Raw genomic sequence first — 16,279 nt, forward strand, 5'->3', positions numbered from 1 at the left:
CGGTTCGCCCGGGGTTCGGGCGATAGTGGAGTACGTGACTGCTGCTCCTCACCCCCGTTCCGAAGCCGACGGACCCGCACGGTCCGGTCGCCGGAGTCTCGCCCTTGCCCTGCTGTGCGGTGCGCTCGGCGCGGCCGTGGCGTTGCTGGCCACCCGTCAGCGCTGGTCGGAGGGGACCGCGACGGTGGCCGGCGGCGCCTTCCCCCTGACCGCCAAGGGCAGCGACGTCACGGGCGTACCCGCGGCGCTCGCCATAGTGGGCCTCGCCGCGCTCGTCGCCGTCTTCGCCGTCCGCAAGGCGGGCCGCCTGCTGGTCTCGGCCCTGCTCGCGCTCTCGGGCGCCGGCACCGTCGCCGCGGCCCTGCTGGGCGTCTCCGACAGCTCCGCGCTCGACGAGAAGGCCGCGCAGGCCGCAGGCGACACCTCGGCCACCGTGGACGGCCTCTCCCACACCGCCTGGCCGTACGTCGCGGCAGTGGGCGGCGCCCTGCTTCTCCTCGCAGGCCTGCTCGCCCTGCGCTACGGCCGGAACTGGCCCGCGATGTCCGGCCGCTACGAGCGCGACGGCGCCCCGAAGCCCCGCCGCAGGGCCCCGACCGTGGACCCCGACCGCCCCGAGGACCTCTGGAAGGCACTCGACCGCGGCGAGGACCCCACAGGCGCGTAATCCGCTCTCTCCCGCCGCCACGCGCAAGGAGCCACCCCCGAGCAGTGCACGCGTGCGCGTGCGGGACAATGTCCGTTGAGCGTCCGGCTCAGACACGTACACAGCAACGAGGAGCAAGTCATGGCGGGCAGCAGCCACGGTCACACCCCGGCCGCCTGGACCGGTGTCACGATCGCCTTCATCGGTTTCTGCGTCTCGGGTGCCTTCATGGTGATGGCTCAGCCCGTGGGCTTCTGGGCCGGCATGGCGATCGTGGTCGTCGGCGGCATCGTCGGCTGGATCATGAGCGCGATGGGCATGGGTCAGCCGAAGGACGCGCACCAGACGTTCCAGGACGCGCTCGAGGAGAGCCAGGCGGCCGTGAGCGCGAAGAGCTGACTCACCTACGACTGCCGCTGAGGGGCGATCCGGCACCGGGTCGCCCCTCAGGCGTGCGCGGCGCCCACCCGGGGGGACAATGCCAGACGTGAACGCAGAGAGCCGGCCCGCGACACCGTCCGCCGAATCCACGGTGGCGGCGCGGCTCGCCGTCCCCGCCGGGGTCATGGCGGCCGTCGCCGGTGCCTTCGCGTACGTGGGAACAGTCGACCCGTACCAGCCCGGCCACTACCCCGTCTGCCCCCTCTACCGGCTCACCGGCATCTACTGCCCCGGCTGCGGCGGCCTGCGCAGTGCGCACTCCTTCATCCACGGGGACTTCCTCGCGGCGCTCCAGTCCAACGCCCTCGCCGTCGTCGGCTATCTGGGCTTCGCCGTGCTGTGGACCGTATGGGTGGTGCGCGCGGTGCGCGGACGACCGGTGCGCATCGAGCTCGGGAGCCGGCAGCTGTGGGTGCTGGGGACGTTGTCGCTGGTCTTCACGGTTGTCCGGAACCTGCCGTTCGGTGGCTGGCTGCATCCTTGATCAATGGGCGGATGTCCAGGTACTGGGACCGGCGTCAACCGGATGTGAGGCCTACCCCTCCCTGCGGATACCATCGCAGTGACCATCTGTTTTTCCCTCGGGTCAGCTTGGCTCAACAGCTTGAACAGTCAACCGTCTGGAAGGGGGCCGCTCGCGTGAGTGTGCTCGACGAGATCATCGACGGAGTCCGTGCCGACCTCGCGGAGCGGCAGGCGCGCGTCAGCCTCGACGAGCTCAAGGAGCGCGCGGCGAAGGCTCCCGCGGCCAAGGACGGTCTGGCCGCCCTGCGCGGCGACGGTGTGAAGGTCATCTGCGAGGTCAAGCGCTCCAGCCCCTCCAAGGGCGCCCTGGCCGCGATCGCCGACCCGGCCGGCCTCGCCGCGGACTACGAGGCGGGCGGCGCCGCCGTCATCTCCGTCCTGACCGAGGAGCGCCGCTTCGGCGGCTCGCTGGCCGACCTGGAGGCGGTCCGGGCCCGCGTGGACATCCCGGTCCTGCGCAAGGACTTCATCGTCACCTCGTACCAGCTGTGGGAGGCCCGCGCGTACGGCGCCGACCTCGCGCTGCTGATCGTGGCGGCCCTCGACCAGCCGGCCCTGGAGTCGCTGATCGAGCGCGCGGTCTCCATCGGCCTCACGCCCATCGTCGAGGTGCACGACGAGGACGAGGTCGAGCGCGCCGTCGACGCGGGCGCCAAGGTCATCGGCATCAACGCCCGCAACCTCAAGACCCTCGAGGTCGACCGCGGCACCTTCGAGCGCGTCGCCCCCGAGATCCCCGAGGGCATCGTCAGGATCGCCGAGTCCGGCGTCCGCGGCCCCCACGACCTCATCGCCTACGCCAACGCAGGCGCCGACGCGGTCCTGGTCGGCGAGTCCCTGGTGACGGGCAAGGACCCGAAGTCCGCGGTCTCGGACCTGGTGGCGGCCGGCGAGCACCCCGCGCTGCGGCACGGCCGCAGCTGATCACCCGCTAGGCTTACGCCGATGACTCTCACCATGACCACCCTGGACCGGCACGCCCGCCTGGCGCGCGGCTGCCGGCCTCGTGGTTGCCGCGCACCGGCACGGCGCGTGCACGGTCGCAGGGTGCGATATGTCATCGGAGACGAGCCCGGGCAGGTCAACGGGCGTCGATGGCAGCGGCTTCTCAGGGGCGCGGGGAACTGCGCGATCAGCCCCAACGGGCGCGCAGCCAACTGACAACCCCCCGCCCCACGGCGATTAGTGTCATTTCAAACACTCACCGTGAGGTTTCCGCATGCCCAGCGAGTTCTTCATCCCCGACCCGGAGGGTCAAATCCCGAGTGCCGAAGGCTACTTCGGCGCCTTCGGCGGCAAGTTCATCCCGGAGGCCCTCGTCGCCGCCGTCGACGAGGTGGCCGTCGAGTACGACAAGGCCAAGCACGACCCCGAGTTCGCCCGCGAACTCGACGACCTGCTGGTCAACTACACCGGCCGCCCCAGCTCCCTCACCGAGGTCCCCCGTTTCGCCGCGGAAGCCGGTGGCGCCCGGGTGTTCCTCAAGCGCGAGGACCTCAACCACACCGGCTCCCACAAGATCAACAATGTGCTGGGCCAGGCCCTGCTCACCAAGCGCATGGGCAAGACCCGCGTCATCGCCGAGACCGGCGCCGGCCAGCACGGCGTCGCCACGGCGACGGCCTGCGCGCTGTTCGGCCTCGAGTGCACCATCTACATGGGCGAGATCGACACCAAGCGCCAGGCCCTGAACGTGGCCCGTATGCGCATGCTCGGTGCCGAGGTCGTCGCGGTGAAGTCCGGCAGCCGTACGCTCAAGGACGCCATCAACGAGGCCTTCCGCGACTGGGTGGCCAACGTCGACCACACCCACTACCTCTTCGGTACGGTGGCCGGCCCGCACCCCTTCCCGGCCATGGTCCGCGACTTCCACCGCGTGATCGGCGTCGAGGCCCGCCGACAGCTCCTGGAGCAGGCCGGACGCCTGCCCGACGCGGCCGTCGCCTGCGTCGGCGGCGGTTCCAACGCCATCGGTCTCTTCCACGCCTTCATCCCGGACGCGAGCGTCCGCCTCATCGGCTGCGAGCCCGCGGGCCACGGCGTCGAGACGGGCGAGCACGCAGCCACGCTGACCGCGGGCGAGCCCGGCATCCTGCACGGCTCCCGCTCCTACGTCCTGCAGGACGAGGAGGGCCAGATCACCGAGCCGTACTCGATCTCGGCCGGTCTGGACTACCCGGGCATCGGGCCCGAGCACTCCTACCTCAAGGACTCCGGCCGCGGCGAGTACCGCGCGGTCACCGACGACGCGGCGATGCAGGCACTGCGTCTGCTCTCGCGCACCGAGGGCATCATCCCGGCCATCGAGAGCGCCCACGCGCTGGCCGGCGCCCTGGAGGTCGGCAGGGAGCTGGGCAAGGACGGCCTGATCGTCGTCAACCTGTCCGGCCGCGGCGACAAGGACATGGACACGGCAGCCCGTTACTTCGGCCTGTACGACACCGACGCCGAGGTCGCGGCCAACGAAGCCGACATCGCGGAGATCGAGGGGGACGCCAAGTGAGCGGCAACATCCAGCTGTTGACGGACACCCTCGCCGCCGCCAAGGCCGAGGGCCGTTCCGCGCTCATCGCCTACCTCCCGGCCGGGTTCCCGACCGTGGACGGCGGCATCGAGGCGATCAAGGCCGTCTTCGACGGCGGTGCGGACATCGTCGAGGTCGGGCTGCCGCACAGCGACCCCGTCCTCGACGGCCCCGTCATCCAGACCGCGGACGACATCGCCCTGCGCGGCGGAGTCAAGATCGCCGACGTCATGCGTACGGTCCGCGAGGCGCACACCGCCACCGGGAAGCCGGTGCTCGTGATGACGTACTGGAACCCGATCGACCGCTACGGCGTCGAGCGCTTCACCGCCGAGCTCGCCGAGGCCGGCGGCGCGGGCTGCATCCTGCCCGACCTGCCGGTGCAGGAGTCGGCCCTGTGGAGGGAGCACGCCGAGAAGCACGGGCTCGCCACGGTCTTCGTGGTCGCGCCCAGCAGCAAGGACGCCCGGCTCGCGCAGATCACCGCGGCGGGCAGCGGGTTCGTGTACGCAGCTTCACTGATGGGCGTCACCGGCACTCGGGAGTCGGTGGGCGCACAGGCCCAGGATCTGGTGGAGCGCACCCGGGCCACCGGCTCCGACCTGCCCGTCTGCGTCGGGCTCGGTGTCTCCAACGCGCAGCAGGCCGCCGAGGTGGCCGGTTTCGCGGACGGCGTGATCGTCGGCTCGGCCTTCGTCAAGCGGATGCTGGACGCGCCGGACGACGCGGCCGGCGTCGAGGCCGTCCGCTCACTCGCCGGTGAGCTCGCCAAGGGCGTGCGCGGACAGGCGTAACCGAGCAGTTCATCTCATGTGGGTCCGCTCATTTCGCGGGGATCCTCCGAACGGGTGGATCTGGGACCGGGGAGGCGCATTGCGCCTCCCCGGCTTCGTTCTGGGGGTGTGAGCGAGAAGAACCGTGACGGAAAGCGCACCGCCCGGGAGCGGCTGGCGGTCGAGCGTGAGAAGCAGAAGGCCGCGGAGAAGCGACGGCGAACGCTGATCGTGGGTGCGAGCGTCGTCTGCGTCCTGGGCCTCGCGGCGGTGATCGGGGTGGTCGCCGCCAATGCGGGCAAGGACAAGGACAAGAGCTCGGGCCCGGTCGTGGCGCCTTCCGGGGCGCAGGGCAAGGACGGCCTCGCGATTGCCGTGGGCAAGGACGGCGCCAGGCCGACGCTCACGATCTGGGAGGACTTCCGCTGTCCGGCCTGCCAGTCCTTCGAGACGGTGTACCGCCCGACGCTCCATGAGCTGACCGACTCCGGCAAGCTCAGAATCGAATACCACCTGGTCCGGCTCATCGACGGCAACCTCGGCGGCACCGGCTCGCTGCGCGCGGGCAACGCTGCCGCCTGTGCGCAGAACGCCGGGAAGTTCCGCGACTACCACGACGTGCTCTACGAGAACCAGCCCAAGGAGACCGTCGACACCTTCGCGAACAACGCCAAGCTGATCGACCTGGCGGGCAAAGTGGGCGGCCTGGACACGGCGGCCTTCCGCAAGTGCGTCAACGACGGCAAGCACGACAGCTGGGTCGACAAGTCGAACGCCGCCTTCAAGGCCGGCCGTTTCAGCGGGACACCGACCGTGCTGCTCGACGGCAAGAACATCTACCAGGACCAGACGATGACGCCCGCGAAGCTGAAACAGATGGTGCTGGCGGCCAACAAGGGGTAAGAGTTTCACGCCCGCCCGTTATGGACCCGTAGCCGGGCTGCCTGCCGTCGGCCGGGCCGGGCACGGTAGCGTCGACCCTGCCATGGAAGAACTTGCCTACATTCCGAGCCCGTCGCGCGGGGTGCTGTACCTCGGCCCCATCCCGCTGCGCGGCTACGCGTTCTGCATCATCATCGGCGTCTTCGTCGCGGTCTGGCTCGGCAACAGGCGCTGGATCGCCCGCGGCGGGCGGGCCGGCACGGTGGCCGACATCGCTGTCTGGGCGGTGCCCTTCGGCCTGGTCGGCGGTCGCCTGTACCACGTGATCACGGACTACGAGCTGTACTTCAGCAAGGGCCGTGACTGGGTGGACGCCTTCAAGGTGTGGGAGGGCGGCCTCGGCATCTGGGGCGCGATCGCGCTCGGCGCGGTCGGCGCGTGGATCGGCTGTCGGCGCCGGGGCATCCCGCTGCCCGCCTATGCCGACGCCATCGCCCCCGGTATCGCCTTCGCGCAGGCCATCGGCCGCTGGGGCAACTGGTTCAACCAGGAGTTGTACGGCAAGGAGACCCACCTTCCCTGGGCGCTGCACATCACGTCCTCGGCGGACGGCCGTGTGCCCGGGTACTACCACCCGACGTTCCTCTACGAGTCCCTGTGGTGCATCGGCGTCGCGCTGCTCGTGATCTGGGCGGACCGCCGCTTCAAGCTGGGACACGGGCGGGCGTTCGCGCTGTATGTCGCCGCGTACTGCGTGGGCCGGGCGTGGATCGAGTACATGCGTGTCGACGACGCCCACCACATCCTGGGCCTGCGGCTCAACGACTGGACCGCGCTGATCGTGTTCCTGCTCGCGGTGACCTACATCGTGGTGTCGGCGAAGAAGCGGCCCGGCAGGGAAGAAGTGGTCGAGCCGGGTGCCGCGGAGGAAGCGGCCGAGGCCGACAGCGAGGCCGCCGTGTCCCTCGACAAGGACGAGGCGGACTCCTCGGCGGCGAAGCCGGACGCGGAGGGCTCCGCGGCGGAACCCGAAGAACCCGGGGACGCCGAGAACGAGGCGGAGGACAGCGCGAAGGACAGCGCCGAGTCGGCCAAGAAGAGCTGACTGTTCGGTAATACGTCGACGAGGGCGCCCGGGCCACGAGGTCCGGGCGCCCTCGTCTTCAGTTGCGGCGTGCGAGGGACAGCGTGCGGTGCGCTGCCGCCACCACCGCCGCGTCGATGAACCTTCCGTCCGGCAGGGCCTGGGCGCCCTGCTGGGTCATCGCCGCCTTGACGATCGTCTCGGCCTCCTCGACCTCCCGCTCGGTGGGGAGGTAGGCCCGTTCGATGATGGGGAGTTGGCGGGGATGGATGGCCGCGCGGCCCAGGAAGCCGAGGGTGCGGCCGTGGGCGCAGGAGGCCGCCAGGCCCTCCAGGTCGCGGATGTCCGGGTGGACCGACTGCGGCGACGGGGGCAGGCCCGCCGCCCGGGCGGCGACGACGATCCGGGAGCGGCACCAGTCGAGGCCGGCATCCTCGCGTACCCCCAGGTCGGCCCGTAGATCCGCTTCGCCGAGGGCGATGCCGCGCAGGGCGGGGTGGGCGGAGGCGATGGCGTGGGCGTGCTCGACGGCCAGGGCGGATTCCAGGAGGGCGTACAGAGCGGGCGCGCGAGCGGCGGGTGCGGAGCGTTCCGCGGTGCGGATGATCTGCCCGGGAGAGGTGACCTTCGGCAGGCGCAGACCCGAGAGGCCGGGCCGGTCGGCCACCGCCTCCAGGTCGCGGGGCGCAAGCGGACCGTCCAGGGCGTTCACGCGGACGTGGACCGGGACCGGCTGGGGGGCGGAGAGGAGTTCGGCGGTGGCCGCGCGGGCGTACTCCTTGCGGTCCGGGGCGACCGCGTCCTCCAGATCGATGACGACGACGTCGGCGCCGGCGGTCAGGGCCTTGGCGACCACGTGCGGACGATCCCCCGGGGCGTAGAGCCAGGTGAGCGGGGGCGCGGTCATACGGCGCCCTCTTCGTGCAGGGTCGTCGGCTCGGTGGGGGTCAGGCCGAGGCTGGTCAGTACTGCTTTCGTGTCGGTGCTGTGCGGGGGGCTTGTCCGGTGGAGCGTGCCGGGGGTGGCCGGGGGGTGGAGGGTGGTGTTCTGTGTCATACGGCGCCCTCCTTGCGTAGGGTCGTCAGCTCGGCGGGGGTCAGGCCGAGGCCGGTCAGGACCGCTTCCGTGTCGGCGCCGTGCGGGCGGCCGGCCCAGCGGATCGCGCCGGGGGTGGCCGAGAGGCGGAAGAGGACGTTCTGCATGCGCAGAGGGCCCAAGTCGGGGTCGTCGAGGGTGGTGATCGTGTCCAGGGCCGCGTACTGCGGGTCGGTCATCACGTCCCGTACGTCCTGGATCGGCGCGACCGCGGCCTCGGCCTTCTCGAAGGCTGCGAGGACCTCGTCGCGGGTGCGCTCGGCGATCCAGGTGCCGACCGCCTCGTCCAGGACGTCGGCATGCCGGGCGCGGTCGGCGCCCGTCGCGAACCACGGCTCGTCGATCAGCTCCGGGCGGCCCACCAGGCACATGACGCGTTCCGCGATCGACTGGGCGGAGGTCGAGACGGCGACCCAGGTGCCGTCGGCGGTGAGGTACGTGCCGCGCGGGGCGTTGTTGGCGGACCGGTTGCCGGTGCGCTGCTGTACGTACCCCAGCTGGTCGTACCAAGTCGGCTGGGGGCCGAGGACGGTCAGGATCGGCTCGATGATCGCCATGTCGACGACCTGGCCCTCGCCGGTGCGGTCGCGGGCGGAGAGCGCGGTCATGACGGCGTAGGCGGTGGCGAGGCCCGCGATGGAGTCGGCGAGGCCGAAGGGCGGCAGCGTCGGGGGTGCGTCCGGTTCGCCGGTGATCGCGGCGAAGCCGCTCATGGCCTCGGCGAGGGTGCCGAAGCCGGGGCGGTGCGCATAGGGGCCGAACTGGCCGAAGGCGGTGACCCTGGTGAGGATCAGACGGGGGTTGGCGGCGGACAGCTCCGCCCAGCCCAGGTCCCACTTCTCCAGCGTGCCGGGACGGAAGTTCTCGATGACGACGTCGGCGGTGGCGACGAGACGCAGCAGGGTGGAGCGGCCGCCCGGCTTCGACAGGTCGAGGGTGATGGTCTGCTTGTTGCGGCCGAGGAGCTTCCACCAGAGGCCGACGCCGTCCTTGGAGGGGCCGTGGCCGCGGGAGGGGTCCGGCTTCGTGGGGTGCTCCACCTTGATGACCTCCGCGCCGAAGTCGCCGAGCATCGTGGCGGCGAGCGGGCCGGCGAAGAGGGTGGCGAGGTCGAGGACGCGCAGGCCGGTGAGCGGGGCTTCGTTCATGACGCGAACTGCGCTTCGATCTCCGGGCGGCAGGGCATCGACGCCGACGCGCCGGGGCGCTGGACGGAGAGCGCCGCGGCCGCTCCCGCCCAGGCCAGCGCGGACCGCATCGGCCTCCCCTCGGTCAGGGCCACGGCGAGGGCGCCGACGAACGTGTCGCCCGCGCCCGTCGAGTCGACCGCGGTCACCTGCGGCGCGGGCACGACGAGCGGGTCGGCGCCGCGGGCCGCGTACAGACTGCCCGCCGAGCCGAGGGTGACGACCACCTCCGTCACCTGGTCGAGCAGGGCCGTGGCTGCGTCGGCCGGGTCGGTGCGGCCGGTGAGGGTGGTTGCCTCGTGCTCGTTGGGGACCAACAGATCGGTGGCGGCGAGCAGTTCGGGCGGGAGCGGCTGGGCGGGGGCCGGGGTGAGGATCGTACGGATGCCGTGGGCGCGGGCGGCCCGCGCGCCCGCCAGTACGGCAGCGAGCGGGATCTCCAGTTGGAGGAGCAGGGCGTCGGCGGAGGCGATGAGGCCGTCGTCGCCGGGCACGAGGTGGTCGACGGTGCCGTTGGCGCCGGGGATCACGACGATCGAGTTGCCGCCTTTGTCGTCGACGACGATGTGGGCGGTGCCGGAGGGGCCTTCGACCGTGCGGAGCAGGTCGGTGTCGACGCCGGAGTGTTCGAGGGTAGCGCGGAGGCGGGTGCCGAAGGCGTCGTCTCCGACCGCGCCGATCATCGAGACGGTGGCGCCCGCGCGGGCCGCGGCGATCGCCTGGTTGGCGCCCTTGCCGCCGGGGATCGTACGGAACTCCCGTCCCGTCACGGTCTCTCCGCGCTGCGGGGCCTTCTCGACGTAGGTGACGAGGTCCATGTTCGTGCTGCCCAGTACGACGATGTGGGTCATGGGCGGGATGCCTCCCGGTGGGTGAGGTGGGCCAGGGTGTCGAAGCCGATGCCGTTGAAGTCGCCGACGGAGGTGGCCAGTCGGTTCTTGAGGGGGGTGGTCCAGCGGTCGGGGAGGGCAAAGGGGGTGCCGGTGAGGAGGGCGGCGATGCTGCCTGCTGTGGCGCCGTTGGAGTCGGTGTCCCAACCGCCCGATACGGCACGGCAGATGGAGCCGGTGAAGTCGCCGTTCGCATGGGTGAGGGCGGCGGCGATCAGGGCCGTGTTGGGGACGGCGTGGACCCAGTGGTGGGTGGCGGCATGGGTGGCGTGCAGCTCGTCCACGACGGTGTCGAAGTCGGTGTGTTTCTGGGCGAGTTGGATGGCGTGGCGGACGGCCCGGGCCAGGCGGGAGTGGGCTGGGACGACCGTGAGGCCGGTGCGGAGGCAGGCGTGGACGTCGTGGGTGGCGGCGGCTGCCTGCGCGATGGTGGCGGCCGTGAACATCGCCGCGTAGACGCCGTTGGCGGTGTGGGTGAGGGTGGCGTCGCGGTGGGCCTGTTCCGCTGCGGCGGCCGGGTTGCCGGGGTTGGTCCAGCCGTGCACGTCGGCTCGGATGAGGGCGCCGATCCATTCGCGGAAGGGGTTGCGGTGGCGGGCCGTGTGGGGTGGCTCCAGGCCGAGGAGGAGGTTGCGGTAGGCGATGCGTTCGGCGGTGAAGGTGCGGCCGGCCGGGAGTTCTGTGAGCCAGAGCTCGGCTACGTCGGTGGGGGTGAAGTGTTTGCCGTGGCGCCTGAGCAGGAGGAGGTTGAGGAGGGGGTAGTTGAGGTCGTCGTCCTCGGGCATGCCGTCGATGTTCTCGGCGAGGGAGGTTGTTGCCGAGCGGCGGTTCCAGGGGTGTTCCGAGAGGAGGGCTTCGGGGACGCCGCGGGCTGTGAAGTAGGTGTTCAGGGGCCAGTTGCCGGTGGACTGCGCCAGTGCGCGGATGGCTTGCAGGGGGAGTTTTTCTACGGGTTTGCCGAGGAGGCAGCCGACTGCTCGGCCCAGCCAGGCGGCTTCCAGGTGGGCGTGTGTGGGGGGCGCTGTGGGGGTGGGGGCGCTCGCCGGCGCCGCCGGGGTGCCGCTTGGGGTGGGACGGGTTCCGCCCCAGCGGCACGACTGCCCGCAGCTACGGGGGTCTTCAGCGCTCGGCCAGTCTGGGCACAGGGACTTGATCCTTGCCAGGTCCGTCGGTTCGGCGTCCGTCAACTTGCTTGGCAGGTCCGCCAGTTCGTCCAGCAAGTCCTTTGCCAGCAGTCGTAGATAACGTGACGCCGGTTGCGATGATGCGCCTGCGTGCAGTGGTGCCTCCGGGCCGCCCGCCGCTTTCCATCTTGCTGCGATCGCCGACGGCTCGCGGCCGTCCAGGGCCGCCTGGCGCAGTTCGTGGCCGATCAGGTCCTCCGGCTGGACCCAGGTCAGTCGGAGCAACTTGGGCCTCCGATGTCCATGAAGGCCGACTCGTGGGTCCTTCGGCGGTGTACGTCCCGTTCGAAGATCTCGCGGGTTACGGCGGTGAGGGTCGTCGCCGGTTGCCACAGGTCCAGGCGGCTTGCCTCTGCCACCTGCTTCGACCAGTCCTCCGGGACCGGGGAACCCAGGGCCCCGGCGAGCGCGCCGGTCATCGTCGCGATCGAGTCGCAGTCGCGGCCGTAGTTCACCGCGCCCAGGACCGCGTGGCGGTATTCGCCGCGGGACACCAGCAACATGCCCAGGGCGACGGGGAGTTCCTCGATCGAATGGAGGCGGGACGGGCGACGGGCCCCGAGGGACGGGGAGCGGTAGTCCGGGCCCACCGTGTCGTAGGGGGCGACTGCTTCCCGTAGCGGGATCAGGGCCGATTCGAAGTCCGTGTGGTGGGACGCCGCTTCGCAGACCTTCTCGATCGCCGTGCGGGTGCCGTCCTTCGCGAGGGAGAGGGCCGTGGTGACGATCGACTCCGGGGTTGCCCCGGGGGTGGTCGCCGCGGCCGCCGCCGCCGCGAAGACGCCTGCCGCCTCGCGGCCGTACGACGACTGGTGGGCGCCCGCGATGTCGATCGCCTCGGTGTAGGCGGCCGTCGGGTTGGCCGCGTTCACCAGGCCCACCGGGGCCATGTACATCGCCGCACCGCAGTTGACGATGTTGCCGACGCCGGCCTCGCGGGGGTCGACATGGCCGTAGTGGAGGCGGGCCACCAGCCATTTCTCCGCGAGGAAGATGCGGTGCAGGGGGAGGGCTTCCCGCTCCAGTTCCGGGATCCAGCGTGGGGTCGTCATCAGGTCGGGGACCAGGTGTTCCGCGATCGCGTAGGCGTCGAGGTGGTCGCGGACCTGGGCGTAGACCCGGATCAGGGCGTGTGTCATCAAGGTGTCGTCGGTGACGTGGCCGTCGCCCTTGTGGTACGGCGCGAGGGGGCGGGCCGTGCGCCAGGCCTCGCCGTTCCAGGGGCCGACGATGCCGTGGACGCGGCCGCTGTGGCGTTCGAGGATCTGGTCGGGGGAGTAGCCCTCGACGGGGCCGCCGAGAGCGTCGCCCACCGCCGCGCCCACGAGGGCCCCGGTGATCCGGTCCTCGAGGCTGGTTTTGGGGTTTTTGGGCCTCATGGCCCGAATCATCCTCCTGGTGGGGCCGGTTGTGTGGCTTCCAGGAGTTCGGCGAGTTCCACCAGGTCGGTGCCGGTGAGGCGGGGGAGGGCGCAGCCGGAGAGGGTGCGGCAGGCCTCCCGCCAGGTCGGCGGGATCGCCGCGCTGCCGCCCAGCGCTCCGGTGAGGGCGCCTGCCAGGGCGGGGGCCGAGTCGGCGACCCGGGAGAGGCAGGCCGCGGCCGGGACGGCTTCGGCGATACGGCCGTTCGATGCGACGGCCAGGGCGAGGGCCACCGGGACCGTTTCGGCTGCCGCGATGCCGTAGCTGTAGACGTGGTCGACGATCTGGTGTTCCAGGAGGGGGATCAGGGTGAAGGCGGTCTCGGCGTCGGCGGCCAGCTTGAGTGCGTGGCGGGCGTTGCGGCCGATCTCCGTGGTCTCGGGGAGTTCGGCAAGGGCAGCGTTGACGCAGGACTCGACGTCCGCGCCGGCCAGTGCCAGCGCGAGTGCCGCCGCCATGGCCCGGGCGCCGTGCACGCCGTCGCCGTCCTGGGTGTAGCGGGCGTCGAACTCGGCCAGGTCGGCGGCGAGTCGGGGGGCGCCGGGGTGGGCCACGGCGAGTACGCAGGCCCGTACGCAGGCCGCGTCGTCGAAGTAGTGGGGATTGTCGTGGCCGGTGGCGGGCGGGCGCAGGCCGGTGGCGAGGTTGCCGAGGCCGGCGCGGACGGAGATGCGGGCGCGCAGGGGGAGGACGGCGGACTCCACCTCCGGTGCGCGGTTCGCTGCTGCGGCGACTTCGGCGGCGACGGCGTTCCAGGTCAGGTCGATGGCGGCGCGGGTGCGGCGTTCGCGGGGGAGGTCGCCGAGGGCGGTGTCGTCGCCGGCGCGCAGGAGTGCCTCTGCGGCGAAGGCCGCCCACTCGGCGTCGTCGGAGGGGCCCAGGCGGAGGGGTTCGGGGGGTTGGTTCAGGGCGATGGGCACGGGGAGGGTGGTGGTGGCGTTCTGTTCGGCGAAGGTGTCGAGTTCGCGGGTGAGGCGTCGTGTCCACTCGGGCATACGGGCTGCTCGGTGGCGGGCGGCCGGCCAGCCGGCGGCGTCGCCTGCGGCCAGGCCGAGCAGGAGCCCGACGGTTCTCCCGGCCCGGGCGGGGCCCTGCGGGAGCCTGGCGTCCGCCGCCTGGGCGGGCCCCTGCGGGAGCGGGGTGTCGCCGACCGCCTCGGCTTCGCCTACGGCGGGTTCGTTCCCACTCGCACCACCCGAGCAGCATTCGTTGTCAGGAGCGGGTGGCCCCTGTGGGAGGTTCCCGCCGTTGGCGGCTGCGGGTTCGTTGTCGGGTGTGGGTGGGTCCTCCGGGAGGTTTCCGGCGTTGGCGGCCGCAGATTCGGTCGGCTCTGCCGTTCCCTCGTCCCAGGGAGCGGGCGGGCTCATCGGGATGTCTCCGTCTCGTCGTTCGCGGCCAGGGTGAAGTCCGTCGGATCCGGCAGTGCGAAGGCCGCGCGCGCGAGTACGTCCGGTGCGGGTTCCCGTACGGCCACGCCCTCGCCCGGTACCAGCAGGTCCGCCACCTCCAGCACGTGGTGGCCCGCCATGGCCGGCAGGCAGCTGCCCCGTGCCGGGCCGATTGCCGTTGCCCAGTCCGGTGGGATGGCCGAGATCCCCTGCGTGGCCCCGGCCAGTGCGCCCGCCACCGCTGCCGTCGTGTCCGCGTCCCGGCCCATGTTGACCGCCGTGAGGACCGCGTCACGGAAGTCGCCGTCCGCCGCCGCGTAGGCGCCGAAGGCCAGGGCGACCGCCTCGGGGGCCAGGTCGGTCCAGGGGTAGCCGCCGATGACGACCGCCGAGCGGACCGCCCGTTCGCCGCGGTGGGCCACCGCGACGGCCCGGCGCAGCGAGCGGGCCGTCCAGGAGTCGTCCGGGACGACGGCCAGGGCGGAGGCCACGACGGCGAACGTCGGTGCGCCCGCCATCGCCGCGGCCACGCCCGCCGCGACCGCCTGGCCGCCGTAGATGCCCTCGCCGTCGTGGCTCACCGAGCCGTCGATCGCCGCCAGCCGGGCCGCCTCGGCGGGGCGGCCCGCGGCGAAGACGCCGAAGGGGGCCGCGCGCATGGCCAGGCCGTCGCTCCAGGCGTGGCGGTGCTGCGCCGAGATGGGGGCCGCGAGGCCGCGGCGGAGGTTCTCCAGGGTGCCGCGTTCGCTGAATCCCGCGCCGCGGAAGGGTCCTTCGTCGCGGTCCGCGATCCACTCGTGCCAGGCCGCCTCCACGTGTGAGGGGGTGAGTGCCGAGCCGTGCCGGGCCAGCAGCAGGCCGGAGAAGATCGCGTACTCGGTGTCGTCCGTGCCCGCCGGCTTGTCGGTCACGTAACTCGTGATGCGGCCCCAGCGGGCGCGGATCTCCGACGGCTTCAGGTTCTCCGCCGGGGCCCCGAGGGCGTCGCCGACGGCCAGGCCCAGCAGTGCGCCGCGGGCCCGCTCGCGGAGGTCGGTGGCGTTCCCGGGCGACGGAACCGAGGGAGTGCAGGCGATCGATGCCATACGCGGCCTCTCCGGGAGGGGGCTCGCACAGGGCGCGAACCCTTTGCCCATGTGTCCCACCGTCGGCGGTTGACCTGCGCCTCGGACGGAGCCATGTCACCCGGTCGACATCTGTGCGGAGCGGCGCACGAGTGAGCACGAAGAGGTAAAGCCGCAGGTTAGCCGAGCCTTTCCTTGCTGGCGGGAGGGGAATTCGGGGCGTAAGTTTGCGGTTGTCGAAGAGTAGAACTTGTCCAAAGTTAGCTTTGGCTTAGCTTCCCTGGGGGACTTCCGCAATGGCGATCATCGAGACCGAGGCCGCGCTGCACGTGGCGCACCGCGACAACCACACGCACCGGGATGTGAACGGCGGCTGGCTGCGGCCTGCGGTCTTCGGTGCGATGGACGGGCTGGTCTCCAACCTCGCGCTGATGACCGGCGTCGCGGGTGGGGCCGTGGGTCAGCAGACCATCGTGCTGACCGGGCTTGCGGGGCTCGCCGCCGGCGCCTTCTCGATGGCGGCCGGGGAGTACACGTCCGTCGCCTCGCAACGTGAGCTCGTCGAGGCCGAGCTGGACGTGGAGCGCAGGGAGCTGAGGAAGCATCCGCAGGACGAGGAGGCCGAGCTCGCGGCGCTCTACGAGGCCCGCGGTGTCGAGCCGGAGCTGGCGCGGGAAGTGGCCCGGCAGCTGTCGAAGGACCCCGAGCAGGCCCTGGAGATACACGCCCGCGAGGAGCTCGGCATCGACCCCGGGGACCTGCCCTCGCCGCTCGTCGCCGCCGTGTCGTCGTTCGGTTCCTTCGCGCTGGGCGCCCTGCTGCCCGTGCTGCCGTATCTGCTCGGCGCGACCGCGCTGTGGCCGGCCCTGCTGCTCGCGTTCTTCGGGCTGTTCGCATGCGGTGCCGTGGTGGCCAAGGTGACGGCGCGGACCTGGTGGTTCAGCGGGTTCAGGCAGCTCGCACTCGGTGCTGCGGCGGCCGGTGTGACGTACGCCCTGGGCATCGTGTTCGGAACGGCCGTAGGATAGGGCGGCTGCAAGTTATGCGTTGGGCCGCATAAGTAGCCGTTACTCGCTGGTTTCGAATGCTTAACCACCGGGCATGAGCCGTAAGCGCTGTGAGCAATGAGGCCTGCCGCGCACCCGCGGGAAGGGCGACGTAGCCCTCCCCGTCTT

Annotated in this window: 18 protein-coding genes; 10 read left to right on the top strand and 8 right to left on the bottom strand. The window is 71.8% G+C overall.

The annotated features are described in order from the left end of the window. Window positions 1-25: 25 nt before the first annotated feature. The 9 genes from IH68_RS0112210 (at window position 26) to lgt (ending at window position 6,896) form a co-directional block, all read left to right on the top strand. Window positions 26-667: a TIGR02234 family membrane protein gene (locus tag IH68_RS0112210; RefSeq protein WP_030932921.1), complete on the top strand. Its 642-nt coding sequence runs from the start codon at window positions 26-28 to the stop codon at window positions 665-667. A 120-nt stretch (window positions 668-787) separates the two neighbouring features. Beyond that, window positions 788-1,045, top strand: coding sequence for an HGxxPAAW family protein (locus tag IH68_RS0112215; RefSeq protein WP_030932925.1), 258 nt, complete (start codon window positions 788-790; stop codon window positions 1,043-1,045). Window positions 1,046-1,124: 79 nt separating this feature from the next. Beyond that, complete coding sequence (locus IH68_RS0112220; RefSeq protein WP_030932929.1) at window positions 1,125-1,571, top strand: DUF2752 domain-containing protein; 447 nt, start codon at window positions 1,125-1,127, stop codon at window positions 1,569-1,571. A gap of 155 nt (window positions 1,572-1,726) precedes the next feature. Further along, the gene (gene trpC, locus IH68_RS0112225) at window positions 1,727-2,536 is read left to right on the top strand and encodes an indole-3-glycerol phosphate synthase TrpC (protein ID WP_030932932.1); all 810 of its coding nucleotides are present in this window, start codon (window positions 1,727-1,729) and stop codon (window positions 2,534-2,536) included. Window positions 2,537-2,557: 21 nt separating this feature from the next. Further along, complete coding sequence (trpM, locus tag IH68_RS59750; protein WP_078912422.1) at window positions 2,558-2,773, top strand: tryptophan biosynthesis modulator TrpM; 216 nt, start codon at window positions 2,558-2,560, stop codon at window positions 2,771-2,773. Window positions 2,774-2,831: 58 nt separating this feature from the next. Then, window positions 2,832-4,115: a tryptophan synthase subunit beta gene (gene trpB / locus IH68_RS0112230; RefSeq protein WP_030932935.1), complete on the top strand. Its 1,284-nt coding sequence runs from the start codon at window positions 2,832-2,834 to the stop codon at window positions 4,113-4,115. Continuing rightward, window positions 4,112-4,930 carry a tryptophan synthase subunit alpha gene (gene trpA / locus IH68_RS0112235; RefSeq protein WP_030932938.1) on the top strand — a complete coding sequence of 273 codons (819 nt, stop codon included), beginning with the start codon at window positions 4,112-4,114 and terminating at the stop codon, window positions 4,928-4,930. Before trpB ends, trpA begins: the two co-directional genes overlap by 4 nt. A 108-nt stretch (window positions 4,931-5,038) precedes the next feature. Then, complete coding sequence (locus tag IH68_RS0112240; RefSeq protein ID WP_030932941.1) at window positions 5,039-5,812, top strand: DsbA family protein; 774 nt, start codon at window positions 5,039-5,041, stop codon at window positions 5,810-5,812. 82 nt (window positions 5,813-5,894) lie between these two features. Further along, window positions 5,895-6,896, top strand: coding sequence for a prolipoprotein diacylglyceryl transferase (gene lgt, locus IH68_RS0112245; protein WP_030932944.1), 1,002 nt, complete (start codon window positions 5,895-5,897; stop codon window positions 6,894-6,896). A gap of 58 nt (window positions 6,897-6,954) precedes the next feature. Here the strand turns inward: lgt and IH68_RS0112250 are convergent, their stop codons facing one another. Genes IH68_RS0112250 through IH68_RS0112285 form a run of 8 tightly spaced genes read right to left on the bottom strand, consistent with a single transcriptional unit; the run spans window position 6,955 to window position 15,125 of the window. Further along, window positions 6,955-7,782 (bottom strand): HpcH/HpaI aldolase/citrate lyase family protein, encoded by an 828-nt coding sequence (locus tag IH68_RS0112250; protein ID WP_030932947.1) that lies wholly within the window; start codon window positions 7,780-7,782, stop codon window positions 6,955-6,957. Further along, window positions 7,779-7,931, bottom strand: a complete 153-nt coding sequence (locus IH68_RS56350) for a hypothetical protein (protein WP_159403669.1) — start codon at window positions 7,929-7,931, stop codon at window positions 7,779-7,781. The genes IH68_RS0112250 and IH68_RS56350 overlap by 4 nt, the downstream gene beginning before the upstream one ends. After that, a complete protein-coding gene (locus IH68_RS0112260; RefSeq protein WP_030932950.1) occupies window positions 7,928-9,118 on the bottom strand; it encodes a CaiB/BaiF CoA transferase family protein in 1,191 nt (396 codons plus the stop codon). The genes IH68_RS56350 and IH68_RS0112260 overlap by 4 nt, the downstream gene beginning before the upstream one ends. Next, window positions 9,115-10,008, bottom strand: coding sequence for a ribokinase (gene rbsK / locus IH68_RS0112265; RefSeq protein ID WP_030932954.1), 894 nt, complete (start codon window positions 10,006-10,008; stop codon window positions 9,115-9,117). The genes IH68_RS0112260 and rbsK overlap by 4 nt, the downstream gene beginning before the upstream one ends. Continuing rightward, window positions 10,005-11,456 carry an ADP-ribosylglycohydrolase family protein gene (locus tag IH68_RS0112270; RefSeq protein WP_030932957.1) on the bottom strand — a complete coding sequence of 484 codons (1,452 nt, stop codon included), beginning with the start codon at window positions 11,454-11,456 and terminating at the stop codon, window positions 10,005-10,007. Before IH68_RS0112270 ends, rbsK begins: the two co-directional genes overlap by 4 nt. Then, window positions 11,444-12,610, bottom strand: a complete 1,167-nt coding sequence (locus IH68_RS0112275; protein WP_030932960.1) for an ADP-ribosylglycohydrolase family protein — start codon at window positions 12,608-12,610, stop codon at window positions 11,444-11,446. Before IH68_RS0112275 ends, IH68_RS0112270 begins: the two co-directional genes overlap by 13 nt. Window positions 12,611-12,618: 8 nt before the next feature. Beyond that, the gene (locus IH68_RS0112280; protein WP_078912423.1) at window positions 12,619-14,019 is read right to left on the bottom strand and encodes an ADP-ribosylglycohydrolase family protein; all 1,401 of its coding nucleotides are present in this window, start codon (window positions 14,017-14,019) and stop codon (window positions 12,619-12,621) included. After that, window positions 14,016-15,125: an ADP-ribosylglycohydrolase family protein gene (locus IH68_RS0112285; protein ID WP_030932966.1), complete on the bottom strand. Its 1,110-nt coding sequence runs from the start codon at window positions 15,123-15,125 to the stop codon at window positions 14,016-14,018. Before IH68_RS0112285 ends, IH68_RS0112280 begins: the two co-directional genes overlap by 4 nt. Before the next feature lie 275 nt (window positions 15,126-15,400). Between IH68_RS0112285 and IH68_RS0112290 the strand changes: the two genes are divergently transcribed. Then, complete coding sequence (locus IH68_RS0112290) at window positions 15,401-16,132, top strand: VIT1/CCC1 transporter family protein (RefSeq protein WP_030932969.1); 732 nt, start codon at window positions 15,401-15,403, stop codon at window positions 16,130-16,132. Window positions 16,133-16,279 lie beyond the last annotated feature (147 nt).

This window comes from Streptomyces sp. NRRL S-646, assembly GCF_000720765.1.
Taxonomy (GTDB): Bacteria; Actinomycetota; Actinomycetes; order Streptomycetales; family Streptomycetaceae; genus Streptomyces.

Coding starts and splice junctions, on each gene's coding strand:
- IH68_RS0112215 (WP_030932925.1), top strand. CDS start 788: ATGGCGGGCAGCAGCCACGGTCACACCCCGGCCGCCTGGACCGGTGTC.
- IH68_RS0112220 (WP_030932929.1), top strand. CDS start 1,125: ATGCCAGACGTGAACGCAGAGAGCCGGCCCGCGACACCGTCCGCCGAA.
- trpM (WP_078912422.1), top strand. CDS start 2,558: ATGACTCTCACCATGACCACCCTGGACCGGCACGCCCGCCTGGCGCGC.
- trpB (WP_030932935.1), top strand. CDS start 2,832: ATGCCCAGCGAGTTCTTCATCCCCGACCCGGAGGGTCAAATCCCGAGT.
- lgt (WP_030932944.1), top strand. CDS start 5,895: ATGGAAGAACTTGCCTACATTCCGAGCCCGTCGCGCGGGGTGCTGTAC.
- IH68_RS0112250 (WP_030932947.1), bottom strand. CDS start 7,782: ATGACCGCGCCCCCGCTCACCTGGCTCTACGCCCCGGGGGATCGTCCG.
- IH68_RS56350 (WP_159403669.1), bottom strand. CDS start 7,931: ATGACACAGAACACCACCCTCCACCCCCCGGCCACCCCCGGCACGCTC.
- IH68_RS0112260 (WP_030932950.1), bottom strand. CDS start 9,118: ATGAACGAAGCCCCGCTCACCGGCCTGCGCGTCCTCGACCTCGCCACC.
- rbsK (WP_030932954.1), bottom strand. CDS start 10,008: ATGACCCACATCGTCGTACTGGGCAGCACGAACATGGACCTCGTCACC.
- IH68_RS0112275 (WP_030932960.1), bottom strand. CDS start 12,610: ATGAGGCCCAAAAACCCCAAAACCAGCCTCGAGGACCGGATCACCGGG.
- IH68_RS0112280 (WP_078912423.1), bottom strand. CDS start 14,019: ATGAGCCCGCCCGCTCCCTGGGACGAGGGAACGGCAGAGCCGACCGAA.
- IH68_RS0112285 (WP_030932966.1), bottom strand. CDS start 15,125: ATGGCATCGATCGCCTGCACTCCCTCGGTTCCGTCGCCCGGGAACGCC.
- IH68_RS0112290 (WP_030932969.1), top strand. CDS start 15,401: ATGGCGATCATCGAGACCGAGGCCGCGCTGCACGTGGCGCACCGCGAC.